This window comes from Orrella sp. JC864 (assembly GCF_037026685.1).
Classification (GTDB): Bacteria; Pseudomonadota; Gammaproteobacteria; order Burkholderiales; family Burkholderiaceae_B; genus Orrella.
Genome location: NZ_JBANET010000040.1, coordinates 1 through 12,120 on the forward strand (window position 1 = coordinate 1; position 12,120 = coordinate 12,120).

The window sequence follows — 12,120 nt, forward strand, 5'->3', positions numbered from 1 at the left end:
GTGTTGTACCCATCTCCAGACTCAAACTGGACGGATACAACCTCTTGACACTTCACAGCTAGGCCGCCGTCCGGCCTGCCGGGCCCTGGCGACGCCGGCCGGCCCGCGTACCGAAGCTAGTGCAGCACGCTGCGCAGGAAAGCCTGCAGCCGGGGATTTTCCGGCGCCGAGAAAAAAGCCGCGGGCGGCGCCTGCTCCAGGATCCGCCCCTGGTCCATGAACACCACGCGGTCGGCTACCTCGCGGGCGAACCCCATTTCGTGGGTCACGCAGATCATCGTCATCCCGCCGCGGGCCAGCTCGACCATGGTGTCCAGCACCTCCATCACCATCTCCGGATCGAGCGCCGAGGTCGGCTCGTCGAACAGCATGACCTCGGGCTCCATGCATAGCGCGCGGGCGATCGCCACGCGCTGCTGCTGCCCGCCCGAGAGCTGGGCCGGATAAGCATCGGCCTTGGCCTGCAGGCCCACCCGGTGCAGCAGCGCAAGGGCCCGCTCGCGCGCCTGCTGCGGCTGGCTGGCGCCCGTGTGCACCGGCGCCAGCATGCAGTTCTCCAGCACGGTCAGGTGGGGAAAAAGGTTGAAATGCTGAAAGACCATGCCCACGCGCCGCCGGATGGCCTGCAGGCAGGCCGGCCCCTGCAGCGGCGTGCCCTGCACGACGATGCTGCCTTGCTGGAACGGCTCCAGGCCGTTGATGCAGCGGATCAGCGAGGATTTGCCAGAGCCCGAGGGTCCGCACACCACCACCCGCGAGCCGGGCGGGACGCGCAGCGACACCTCGCGCAGGGCCTGGAAGCCGCCATACCATTTGCTCAGGTCCGTGATTTCGATACTGGGAGTATTCACCGGCGTGGTCACTGTCTTGCGTCCTTTGCCGGGCATGGCGGCCAGGGCCATGCCGGCGGATTCATCGAAGGATCTTGCCAAAGAACTCGCGCGTTCTTTCGTGCGAGGGCGAGTCGAACAACTGCTGCGGCGGCCCTTGCTCGACGATGCGCCCTTCGTCCATGAAAACGACGCGGTCGGCCACCTCCCTGGCAAAGCCCATTTCATGGGTCACCACGATCATGGTCATGCCTTCCCGGGCCAGGTCCTTCATCACCGCCAGCACGTCGGCCACGGTTTCCGGGTCCAGCGCCGAAGTCGGCTCGTCGAACAGCATGACCTTGGGCGACATGGCCAGCGCCCGCACGATGGCCACGCGCTGCTGCTGCCCGCCCGATAACTCGGCCGGATAGGCCTGGGCCTTGTGCCGCAGGCCGACCTTCTGCAGCAGCGCAAGCGCCCTGCCCTCTTCCTGGCCGGGCGCGATGCGCCCCCGGCGCCGCGGCGCCAGCACCATGTTCTGCATGACGGTCATGTGCGGGAACAGGGTGTAGTCCTGGAACACCATGCCGATTTCGGCGCGCAAGGCTTCCCATGCCTTGCGGGCGGAGCCGGCCGCGGCCACGCCGTCGACGGCGACGCTGCCCGAGCACGGCTGCTCCAGCCCGTTGATGCAGCGGATGAAAGTGCTCTTGCCCGAGCCGCTCGGGCCCACGACCACGACCACCTCCCCCGCATGCACGTCCAGGTCGATGCTGCGCAGCACCGCCAGCGGCCCGAAGCGCTTGCACAAGCCTCGCACCTGCACCAGCGGGCTGGCCGGCGCGGTCATCGGACGACCTCGAGCAGGCGTTCGCGCCGACGCCGGCCTGCATCCTCCAGCGCCTGCCGGCGCGCCTGGTTCTGCTGCCGGTCGGCGATCAGGGCGGCGCGCGCCTGCGCGGCCAGGGCGCGCACCGTCTCGGGCGCGGGCCCGCCCTGGCGTCGCCGCGTCACGCTGTAGGCCGGATCCAGACTCTGGCGCACGTCCTCCTCGGACAAGCCCAGCGCGCGGCCCAGCTGCTGCCGGGCGGCGCGCTGCACCATCTCCAACGAGATGCCATCGGCCGGCAGGCCCTTGTCCATGGCTTCGCGCACCACCGCGCCGACGATGTGGTGGGACTGGCGGAAGGACAGGCCGGCCCGCACCACGATGGCATCGGCCAGGTCGGTGGCCGCGCAGAAGTTCTGCCGGGCGCGCCGCGACATGGCGTCCTCGCGCGGGGCGGCGGTCTCGAGCACCAGGCGCAGCAGGCGCAGGCTGGCCAGGCTGTCCTGCACGGCGGGCCAGAACGCGCCGATGCTCTCGCGGTTGGCATCGCCGGTGTGCGAGAAATTCGTGCCCTTGAGCGCGGCGATGGCCGCCGTGTACTGCCCCAGGACCTGTCCGGCCCGGCCCTTGAGATACTCAAGCACCACCGGGTTCTTCTTCTGCGGCATGATGCTGGAGGTGCCGGCCACGCTGTCGGGGAAATCGACCAGTCCGAATTCGTCGGTGGACCAGACGAAATAGTCCTGCGCGATACGGCTCCAGGTCGCGGCCAGCACGGCCAGCGCCCCCAGCACCTCGAAAGCGAAATCGCGCGAGGCCACCGCGTCCATGGTGTTGGCGATCACGGCCGGAAAGCCCAGCAGCCGGGCGGTTTCCTCGCGGTCGATCTCATAGGGCGTGCCGGCGAAGGCACCCGCGCCCATCGGGCAGCGGTCGATATGCGCATAGGCGGCGGCCAGCCGCTGGCCATCGCGCTCGAGCGCCTGCGCCACCGCCGCCAGGTAAAAGCCATAGGTGATGGGCTGGGCCGGCTGCAGGTGCGTGTAGCCCGGCATCACCACGGCGGCATAGCGCTCTGCCTGCGCCAGCGCCGTCTCGCGCACGGCATGGATCTCGTCCAGCAGGGAGATGACCAGGTCGCGGCTTCGCATCCGGTCCATGGTCGCCAGGATGTCGTTGCGGCTGCGCGCCGTGTGCATGCGCCCGCCCACGTCCACCCCTACCTTGGCGATCAGGTGGGCCTCGTAGTTGAAATAGGCATCCTCGCGCTGGGGGTCGAGCTCGACCACGCCCGGCCCGGCCTGGCCCATCTCGATCAGCGCCCGGCCGATGGCCTGGGCCACGGGCGCGTCGATCAGGCCCTGCTTGTGCAGCATCAGCACGTGCGCCTCGTTGATGGCGGTCAGGTAGCCGAACCCGCCAGCGAAGTCCTGCAGCCGCGGACGGTATATCAGATCGCATACTTCGTCGGCGGTGGGTTGCTGCAGGCGCCTGCTGACCTGGGATGCGTGCTCCACGTTCTCTAGCTTCATGTCGACTCTCTCAAAGCGGTAGGGGTCTCGACGCGCGGGGCGGCCCGTTCCTTGTTCAGGCGGCGCTCGAGGTAGCGGCTCAGCCAGGTCAAGGCCGAGCAGATCAGGAAATAGACCAGCAGCACGAAGGCATAGACCACGAAGGCCGGGCTTTGCCCGCCCATGATGGTCGAGCGCTCGACGATGATCTGGCCGACCTTCAGGAATTCGGTCACGCCCACCAGCGCCCCCAGCGAGGTGGCCTGCACCAGCAGCGTCAGCAAACCGGTGAACGGCGGCACGATGGCCTTGAGCGCCTGCGGGCCGGCAACGAACCAGTAGATCTCCCAGGGCCGCAGGCCCAGCGCCCAGGCGCTGCGCCACTGGTGCGCCGGCACGGCCTGCAAGCCGCCGCGCACGATCTCGATGCCGTTGGCGCTGCCCCACAGCGTGAGCCCGAAGCACACGGCGGTAAAGGGCGAGAGCTGCACGCCGAACAGGGGCAAGGCGAAATACACGAAGAAGATGTTGACGATCAGCGGTATGGCCCGGAAGAACTCGACGTAGGCATGGATCACGGCGCGCAGCAGGCGGCTGCGCAAGGTGGCCAGCACGCCCAGCACCAGCGAGATCACGGTGGAGAAGAACAGCGTCACCAGCGCCAGGGCCACCGTCATCCACAGGCCTTTGCCTATGAAGACGGCGTTGTTCAATAAAGCGTCCATCTCAACTCCTGAACGGCCGCTGGAGCCGGTATTCGAGACGCGAGGCGGCCAGGCTCAGCAGCATCACCAGGCCCAGGTACAAGGCGCCGATCGCGGCGAACATCTCGATGGCGCGAAAGTCGGTGGCGATGCGGTCGACCGCGACGAAGGTCAGTTCGGCCAGGCCGATGGCCTGCAGGTAGGACGAGTTCTTCAGCAGCGAGACCGAGGTGTTGAGCATCGCCGGCAGGCTGGTGCGCACCGCCACCGGCAAGGCCACCAGCCGGAAATACAAGGCCGGCGTCAGGCTCAGGGCATAGGACGCCTCGCGCAGGCCCTTGTCCACGGTCAGCAGGCCGCCGCGTATGTTCTCCACCTGGTAGGCCCCGGCCCACAGCGACAGGCACAGCACGCCCGACCAGTACAGCGACAAGCCCAGCCCCACGGCCGGCAGCCCATAGAAGATGAAGAACAGCTGCACCAGGATGGGCGTGTTGCGGATGAACTCGACGTAGGCCGCCACGCATTGGGACAGCAGCGGTATGCGGAAGATGCGGCAGGCCGCGCCGGCCAGCCCGATCAGCAGCGAGAGCACGATGGCCAGCACCGTCACCTGCAGGGTCAGCACCAGCCCGCCCATCAGGGCGGGCCACTGCTGCGCCAGGTATTCGAAATCGAAACCCATGACGCGCCGCCCGTCTACTTGCGGTCGGGACGAGCGGTCTCGAACACCTCCAGGTAGTAGGGCCGCGTCTCTTCGGGCACGGCCTTCTCCACCCAGCCGCGAAACAGCGACTCCTCATGCATCCGCTTGATGGCCGCGCTCAGGTAGGCCTGCCACTGCTCCTCGCCCTTGCGCACGCCGATCGCGGCATCCGAGAGCTGGTAGGGATCGTCCAGCATGCGCAGCGACTTGTCCCGCGCGGCCACGACCACCAGCGTGGCGGCATCGTGCGCATAGGCCTGCGCACGCTTTTGCTTGAGCGCCTGCAAGGAGTCGGCCGCGGTGTTCAGGCGCAGCGTCTTGACCCCAGGCATGTTGTCCTCGAACCACTTGGCCTGCACCGAGCCCTTGGGCATGGCCACGGTATGGCCCTCGAGCTCGGCCACTTTCTGGAACTTGCTGTCGGCATGCACCAGCACGCCGCTCGCGCCCCAGCGATAGGGAATGGTGAAGTCGATCACGCGCTGGCGCTCGGGCGTAACGCCCAGCGTGGCGATCAGCAGGTCCACCCGCCTGCCGTTGAGCTGCGGAATGCGGTTCTCCGCGGTCACGCAGGAAAACTCCACCTTGTCCGGGCTGCCGAATATCCATGTGGCAATCTGCCGGGCCATGTCGGTTTCCACACCGGCAAAGGCCCCGGTGCCGTCCTGGTAGCCATACGGAGGCTGGTCGCAGCGCACGCCCGCGCGCAAGGTTTGCTGCGAGGCGATGGACTCGGGCACCGGCGGCATCTGCGCCGCTTGCGCCGAAGCGGCCAGCGCGCCGGCCGATGCCAGCCCCAGGGCGGCTTTCTTGAAACGAGCAAACATCATTCATTCCCCTTCTTGGTATGGCGGCGCGCCAGCGCCGCGTGATGGACATGTGTTGCATCGCGAGTCACGAACCGGACCGGCATTCGTGCAAGGCCAGGACAGCTTATCGGCCGGCCTGGCATGAGGCAAATTCCAATATCGTCCAGGTCTATACTTAACTGATATACCCTTGGACGCGCCCAGCCGGCGCCCGACCCCCAGGAGCCGCGCATGCGCTTCAATCACATCGATGCTTTCCGGGCCGTGATGCTTTCAGGCTCGATGACCGCCGCCGCGCGCGAGCTGCACACCAGCCAGCCCAACATCAGCCGCCTGATCGGGCAGCTGGAGAAGGAAACCGGCCTGACACTGTTCCAGCGCATGTCCGGCCGGCTGCAGGCCACTCCCGAGGCGCATGCGTTCTACCGCGACGTGCAGCGCGCCTACGTGGGGCTGAACGATCTGCGCAAGTCGGCGCAATCGATCCGCAAGCTGGGCACCGGCCATCTGCGCATCGGCGCGGTGCCCTCGATGGCCCTGACCGTGGTGCCCATCGTCATGCGGGCCTTCTCCACGCACTATCCGGACGTGCGGGTGTCGATGCACACCAGCGACTCGATCACGGTGGCGCAATGGACCGCCTCGCGCTATTGCGACATCGGCATCGCCTCGTATATCTCGGACAGCCCGGGCGTGGACGCGCAGCGCGTGCGCGAGCTGGACGGCGTGTGCGTGGTGCCCGAGGCGCACAGGCTGGCGCGCGGCACGCGGGCGCTGGGCCCGCGCGACCTGCACGGCGAGCCTTTCATTTCGTTGTCGTATGGAGACCGCAGGCAGACCGACCGGGTATTTGCCCAGAATGGCGAAGACCAGCGGCTGCTGGCCTACGAGACGCAGTATGCCGCGGCGGCCTGCAAGCTGGTGGGCCTGGGCATGGGCGTGAGCATCGTCAATCCGGTGGTGGCCCGGCACTACGAGCAGGCGGGCATCGCGATACGCCGCTTCCGGCCGCGCATCCCGTTTACCACCTACCTGCTGTACCCGCTGCAATCGCCCAGCAGCGAACTGACGCGGGACTTCGCCCGCCGCTTCGTGCAGCACATGCACGAAGCGGTATAGCAAGGCAGCGCGCTAGCGGCGCTGGCAGTCGCCGCAGGTGCCGTACAGCACCATGTGATGGCTCTCGAGCACGAAGCCGTTGTCCTTGGCGATCTTGTGCTGGCGCTTTTCGATCTCGGGATCGGAGAACTCGACCACCTTGCCGCAGTTGGTGCAGATCAGGTGGTCGTGGTGGTCGCCGTCGTTGAGCTCGAACACGGCCTTGCCGCTGTCGAACTGGCTGCGGCTCAGGATGCCGGCCTGCTCGAACTGGGTGAGCACGCGATAGACGGTGGCCAGGCCGATTTCCACGCTTTCGGCGATCAGGGCGCGATAGACATCTTCGGCGCTGAGGTGGCGCTCTTCGGACTTGCGGAAAATGTCCAGGATCTTCAGGCGGGGAAAGGTCGCCTTCAGGCCCATGTTCTTGAGATCGGCTTGGTCGCTCATAATGGTATCGCTCTCTTGATCCGTAGGGTCTGCAAGGGACGCGGGCCGCTGGCCGATGCGCCGGCCGGGAAAAACCCGGGCTGCCCTGCCTGTGGGGCCAAGCCGCCGCAGCCGCCTGGCGCGCCGCGGCGATGCGCATGGCATCAAGCCGCATCCGGCAGCCCTCCCTCTTGCCCGCTACGGCTTGGTTCCTAAACCTTTATGATAACGGTTTTGGCCGTTTGTTCTAACAAGAGGTGCGACGTGCCCAGCAAAGCTTCATCCTTCTTTAACCTGCGTACCGGCGCAGCGCTTGCCGCCATGACGCTGGCGCTGGCGGGCTGCTCCTCCGACAAATGGGGCTTTCCGTACCGTGCGCCGGTGCAGCAAGGCAACTGGATCACGCAGGAACAGGTCGCGCTGCTGCAGCCCGGCATGACGCGCGAGCAGGTCCGCTACGCGCTGGGCAGCCCCACGCTGACCAGCGTGCTGCACGCCGACCGCTGGGACTACCCCTATTTCTACCAGCCCGGCTTTCGCAAGCCGCAGGAGCGCAGGTTCACGGTCTGGTTCGAGAACGACCGGCTGGTGCGCTGGGAAGGCGACACGCCGCCCGAGGTGCAGCCCTTCCAGCAGGAGCCCTCGCCGGCGGCCAGCCGCCGCGAAGAGGCCCGCAGCGAACGCGACGAGGCGCGCGCCAAGCAGGACGCCCCCATCGCCGAAGGCCGCCGGCTGGAAATCCAGCCGGTCGATGCCACCAGCCGGCTGCCCGGCGCGGGCAACCCCGAGCCCCTGCGCTGACCTCTCTTTTGCGCTGAAGGAACAATGATGCGTATAGCCATCGCGGGCGCCGGCGGGCGCATGGGCCGCATGCTGATCGAAGCCGTGCTGCAATCGCAGGACCTTGCCCTGGCCGTGGCGCTGGACCGCCCGGGCAGCCCCCATATCGGCCAGGACGCCGGCGCGTTCCTGGGCCAGCAGACCGGCGTGGCCGTCACCGACGACCTGCAGGCGCTGCGCCAGGCCGACTGCCTGATCGACTTCACCCGCCCGGAGGGCACGCTGGCGCACCTGCAAGTGTGCGCCGAGCACGGCGTGAAGGCGGTCATCGGCACCACGGGCTTTGACGATGCCGGCCGCGCCGCGATCCGCGCGGCCGCCGAACGCACGGCCGTGGTGTTCGCCCCCAACATGAGCGTGGGGGTAAACGCCACGCTCAAGCTGCTGGAGCTTGCCGCCCGGCTGCTCCAGGAAGGCTACGACGTCGAAGTGTTCGAGGCCCACCACCGCAACAAGGTCGACGCGCCCTCGGGCACCGCGCTGAAGATGGGCGAGACCATCGCCGGCGCCTGGGGCAAGCCGCTGGACGACGTCGCCACCTGGGCGCGCCACGGCCATACCGGCGCGCGCCCGGCCGGCACCATCGGCTTTTCGGTGCTGCGCGGCGGCGACATCGTGGGCGATCACACCGTGTCGTTCTGCGGCATCGGCGAACGCATCGAGATCACCCACCGATCGAGCAGCCGCGCCACCTATGCCGAAGGCAGCCTGCGGGCGGCGCGCTACCTGGCCGGCAAACAAAGCGGGCTTTACGACATGCAGGACGTGCTGGCCTGAGAACCGGCCAGCGCCGCCCTGGCGCACAAGGCCTGTAGGCAGCCCCCTGTAGGCAGTCCCTGTAGGCAGCCCCTAGCCGGACACCACCACCGGCTCGGGCTCCAGGGCCACGCCATAGCGCGCCTGGACCTCGCGCTGGATCGCCGCCGCCAGGGCCAGGATGTCGTGCGCGCCCGCGCCGCCCCGGTTGACCAGCACCAGCGCCTGGCGGTCGTGCACCCCCGCCGGCCCCAGGCTGCGGCCCTTCCAGCCGCAGCTGTCGATCAGCCAGCCGGCGGCCAGCTTGTAACGCCCATCGGGCTGGGCATAGGACACCAGTTGCGGAAACGCCGTGCGCAGGCGCGCATGGGTGGCTGCATCCACCACGGGATTCTTGAAAAAGCTGCCGGCGTTGCCCAGCACCCGCGGATCGGGCAGCTTGGCCTGCCGGACCTGGCACACGGCCTGGAAAATGCGCCCGGGGCTCAGCGCCGCCGGGTCGCGGCCGGCCAGATCGGGATGCTCGAGCAGGTCCGGATAGCGCAGCAGCGGCCGCCACGGCCGCGGCAAGGCCAGCCGGACCGAAAGGATCAGCCAGCGGCCGGGCCGGGCATGCTTGAACACGCTGTCGCGATAGGCAAAGCCGCAGTCCGCGGCCTCGAAGGTGACGCGCCGGCCCTGCTCGATGTCCCAGGCTTGCAGCTGCACGAAACGCTCGGCCAGCTCCAGGCCATAGGCCCCGATGTTCTGCACGGGCGCCGCGCCAACCTGGCCCGGGATCAGCGCCAGGTTCTCCAGGCCCCCCCAGCCATTTTGCACGCAGGCCTGCACCAGGTCGTGCCAGCCGTGCCCGGCTCCGGCCTCGACGATCCAGGCATCTTCGCGGGCCTGCACCAGCCGCAGTCCCGGCAAGGCCACGCGGATCACCAGGCCGGGCACCTCGGGCGGCAGCACGACGTTGCTCCCCCCGCCCAGCACCAGCCGGCGATCGTAGCGCGCCGCCAGCCGCGTGAGCGCCGGCAACTGCGCCGGATCGCCAATCGTCACGCAGTGGGCGGCTCGCGCGGCCAGCCCCAGGGTGTTGTGCTCGCGCAGCGATACCGGTGCCGGCACCAGGGCCGGGGAAGCAAGATTGGGGGGCATACTGGACATCGCCGCGGGGATTTATGCTATAGTTTCTGTCTTCGCTCTTTATAGTACTTGATGCCGCAACAGCGAATCGCCGTCGCCTGCTGCAGCCCAACGAAGGCCAGCCCGAGGCAGGCCAACAAAGGCTGCAACATTAGGGCCGGCAACAAATTTGCTTTGCCTTGCAGTACACGGCCAGGCCAGCCTGGTCTGCTTGCAAAAGAACAGCAAGCACACTGCAAAAATTCATGTATAATGGCGGACTTTCGACGACACACCAAAACGTCGAAAAGCAGTAACAGAACAAGCAGTACAACACAGTACCCCACGCGGGAGTAGCTCAGTTGGTAGAGCGCAACCTTGCCAAGGTTGAGGTCGCGAGTTCGAGACTCGTCTCCCGCTCCAATTTATGATCTACAGACTTCCACTGACGTCTGTAAGTCGTTGAAAAGAGGAGCTTCGGCTCCTTTTTTCATTCCAGCGAAAGCCACGGAAATCCACTGACAGCCAGCGTTTTTGAGGCCAAAAACAAGGCCAAAGAATGCGGGTGGTGCCGGTTCCGGGTTGTTGCTGGGGTTGGATCGGGATGACAAGCAGCATCGGGCCTAAGTCCAAGACTTAGGAGCTTGATGATGACACTCTCTGATCTGACCGTGCGGCAAGCCAAGGCCGCCGAGAAAACCTACAGCATCCCCGACACCGATGGCCTCGGCCTGGTGGTCGCCCCCACCGGCGGCAAGTCGTGGCATTTGCGCTATTACTGGCTCGGCAAGCAAAAGCGCATCTCCCTGGGGAACTACCCCGAGATCGGTTTGCGCGAAGCGCGCACCTTGCGCGACGAAGCCCGGGCGCTTCTGGAAAAGGGCATCAACCCCCATACCGATCGCAAACAGAAGCGACACGCGGTCAAGCTTGCGGCCGACTACACCTTCAAGGCCGTCTTCGATGCGTGGGTCGAGCATCGCCGCAAGGAAATCAAGGAGGGCAGGAACAGCACGCTGTCGCAGATCCTGCGGATCTTCAACAAGGACGTGCTGCCCAGCCTTAAGCAGATGTCGATCTACGACATTCGCCGGCCCCAACTCCTGGGCGTCCTGGCGAGGATCGAGGAGCGCAAGGCGTTCACCACTGCCGAGAAGGTCCGCACCTGGCTGGGGCAGTTGTTCCGCTATGCCCTCGTCATCGTGGAGGGGCTGGAAGCCAATCCGGCCTCCGACCTGGACGTGGTGGCCGAGCCCAAGCCCCCGGTGAACCACAACCCCTACCTGCATCTTCCGGAGCTCCCCGAGTTCCTGCACAAGCTCAGGCTCTACAACCCTCGTGGTTGGCAGACCCAACTCGGCATCCGGCTGCTGTTCCTGACCGGCGTGCGTACCGGCGAGCTGCGGCTGGCGACCCCGGACCAGTTCGATCTCGACCGTGGCCTGTGGATCATCCCGCCGCAGATCGTCAAGCAACTCCAGGACGAGATGCGCAAGGCCGGCAAGCGCCCGCAGGACGTTCCGCCCTACATCGTGCCGTTGTCCGTGCAGGCCATCGAGATCGTGCGCTACCTGTTGGGTGTGATGAGGCCGGCCCAGGTCCATCTGCTCACGCACCGCAGCGAACTCAAGAAGCGCATCAGCGAGAACACCCTCAACGCGGCCTTGAAACGAATGGGCTACGAGGATCAACTGACCGGTCACGGCATCCGCGGAACCATCTCGACGGCGCTCAACGAGATCGGCTATCCCAAGATTTGGGTGGACGCGCAGCTTTCGCACTCGGACCCGAACAAGGTGAGTTCGGCCTACAACCACGCCAAGTATGTTGAGCCGCGCCGCCGGATGATGCAGGACTGGGCGGATCGTCTCGATCTGCTCGAACAGGGCCAAGTGGAAGCGGCCAGCGCGCACCTCACGATCCATATCGAGGGCGTGCCGGCCATGGCAGAGGAGGACAAGCCCAACACCATCGTCGCTGCTGCTTCTGCGGCATCCCTTCCGCCTGTGGTGGCCGAACCCATCGTCGTGACGCCAAACGACGGGGGAATCACATTCCAGCGACTGTCGCAGGTACCACCGCCCCCGACGCATGCGCCAGAGCCGGAGGTGTCAGTCATCCAGCGCGAGCGCGAGGAAATGCTGGCCATCTACGAATCGCCGAGCAGTCTGCCGGTCCCGCTGTTCGGCAAGTTGGCCGGGAAGTCCAAGGACCAGATCAACCGCGAGCTGAAGGCGGGCAAGCTGCTGTCTATCAGCTTGGGCAACCGCGGGCAACGCGTGCCCGACTGGCAGCTGGTACCCCTCAAGCACAAGCTGGCACAGGTGCTCATGAACCAGTGCCCGCATGCGGATCCGTGGGACCTGTACCGGATGCTGACCCGCCCACATCCGGACCTGGGTGATCGCGCAGCCATCGACATCGTGACACCAGGAAATTTGGGCATGGTCGTGCGGGTCATCGCGGGCACCCAGCAGCAGCCAAACAGGCCCGGACCTGACTCGTCTGTGCAAGGT

General features: G+C 66.8%; 12 protein-coding genes and 1 tRNA gene. 5 read left to right on the forward strand and 8 right to left on the reverse strand.

The genetic code is table 11. From position 1 onward, the window contains the following. Positions 1-116: 116 nt before the first annotated feature. The 6 genes from V8Z80_RS20535 to V8Z80_RS20560 are packed head-to-tail and all read right to left on the reverse strand — an operon-like array spanning position 117 to position 5,392. Positions 117-902 (reverse strand): amino acid ABC transporter ATP-binding protein, encoded by a 786-nt coding sequence (locus V8Z80_RS20535; RefSeq protein WP_336063296.1) that lies wholly within the window; start codon positions 900-902, stop codon positions 117-119. A 10-nt stretch (positions 903-912) separates the two neighbouring features. Continuing rightward, positions 913-1,662 carry an amino acid ABC transporter ATP-binding protein gene (locus V8Z80_RS20540; protein ID WP_336063297.1) on the reverse strand — a complete coding sequence of 250 codons (750 nt, stop codon included), beginning with the start codon at positions 1,660-1,662 and terminating at the stop codon, positions 913-915. Next, complete coding sequence (gene argH / locus V8Z80_RS20545; RefSeq protein ID WP_336063298.1) at positions 1,659-3,173, reverse strand: argininosuccinate lyase; 1,515 nt, start codon at positions 3,171-3,173, stop codon at positions 1,659-1,661. Before argH ends, V8Z80_RS20540 begins: the two co-directional genes overlap by 4 nt. Beyond that, positions 3,170-3,877, reverse strand: coding sequence for an amino acid ABC transporter permease (locus V8Z80_RS20550; protein ID WP_155196880.1), 708 nt, complete (start codon positions 3,875-3,877; stop codon positions 3,170-3,172). The genes argH and V8Z80_RS20550 overlap by 4 nt, the downstream gene beginning before the upstream one ends. A 1-nt stretch (position 3,878) precedes the next feature. After that, on the reverse strand, positions 3,879-4,541 hold the full coding sequence (locus V8Z80_RS20555) for an amino acid ABC transporter permease (protein ID WP_155196881.1): 663 nt from the start codon (positions 4,539-4,541) through the stop codon (positions 3,879-3,881). Positions 4,542-4,555: 14 nt separating this feature from the next. Continuing rightward, entirely contained in the window at positions 4,556-5,392 is an 837-nt protein-coding gene (locus V8Z80_RS20560; protein ID WP_336063299.1) for a transporter substrate-binding domain-containing protein, read from the reverse strand. 210 nt (positions 5,393-5,602) lie between these two features. On the opposite strand from V8Z80_RS20560, the gene V8Z80_RS20565 reads away from it, so the two are divergent. Beyond that, complete coding sequence (locus V8Z80_RS20565) at positions 5,603-6,490, forward strand: LysR substrate-binding domain-containing protein (RefSeq protein ID WP_155196882.1); 888 nt, start codon at positions 5,603-5,605, stop codon at positions 6,488-6,490. A gap of 12 nt (positions 6,491-6,502) precedes the next feature. On the opposite strand, the gene fur is transcribed toward V8Z80_RS20565, so the two are convergent. Next, the gene (gene fur, locus V8Z80_RS20570) at positions 6,503-6,919 is read right to left on the reverse strand and encodes a ferric iron uptake transcriptional regulator (protein WP_155196883.1); all 417 of its coding nucleotides are present in this window, start codon (positions 6,917-6,919) and stop codon (positions 6,503-6,505) included. A 300-nt stretch (positions 6,920-7,219) separates the two neighbouring features. Here fur and V8Z80_RS20575 point away from each other — a divergent pair, with 300 nt between their 5' ends. Both V8Z80_RS20575 and dapB read left to right on the forward strand, forming a co-directional pair. Continuing rightward, positions 7,220-7,699 (forward strand): outer membrane protein assembly factor BamE, encoded by a 480-nt coding sequence (locus tag V8Z80_RS20575; RefSeq protein WP_155196889.1) that lies wholly within the window; start codon positions 7,220-7,222, stop codon positions 7,697-7,699. Between the two features lie 27 nt (positions 7,700-7,726). Next, complete coding sequence (gene dapB / locus V8Z80_RS20580; RefSeq protein WP_155196884.1) at positions 7,727-8,515, forward strand: 4-hydroxy-tetrahydrodipicolinate reductase; 789 nt, start codon at positions 7,727-7,729, stop codon at positions 8,513-8,515. Positions 8,516-8,587: 72 nt separating this feature from the next. Here dapB and murB read toward each other — a convergent pair whose 3' ends face one another. Next, positions 8,588-9,646 (reverse strand): UDP-N-acetylmuramate dehydrogenase, encoded by a 1,059-nt coding sequence (gene murB, locus V8Z80_RS20585; RefSeq protein ID WP_336063300.1) that lies wholly within the window; start codon positions 9,644-9,646, stop codon positions 8,588-8,590. 305 nt (positions 9,647-9,951) lie between these two features. Between murB and V8Z80_RS20590 the strand changes: the two genes are divergently transcribed. Both V8Z80_RS20590 and V8Z80_RS20595 read left to right on the forward strand, forming a co-directional pair. Then, a tRNA-Gly gene (locus V8Z80_RS20590) sits at positions 9,952-10,027 on the forward strand. Positions 10,028-10,254: 227 nt separating this feature from the next. Beyond that, positions 10,255-12,120 (forward strand): tyrosine-type recombinase/integrase (locus V8Z80_RS20595; RefSeq protein WP_336063301.1); only part of this gene is annotated, 1,866 nt, incomplete at its 3' end.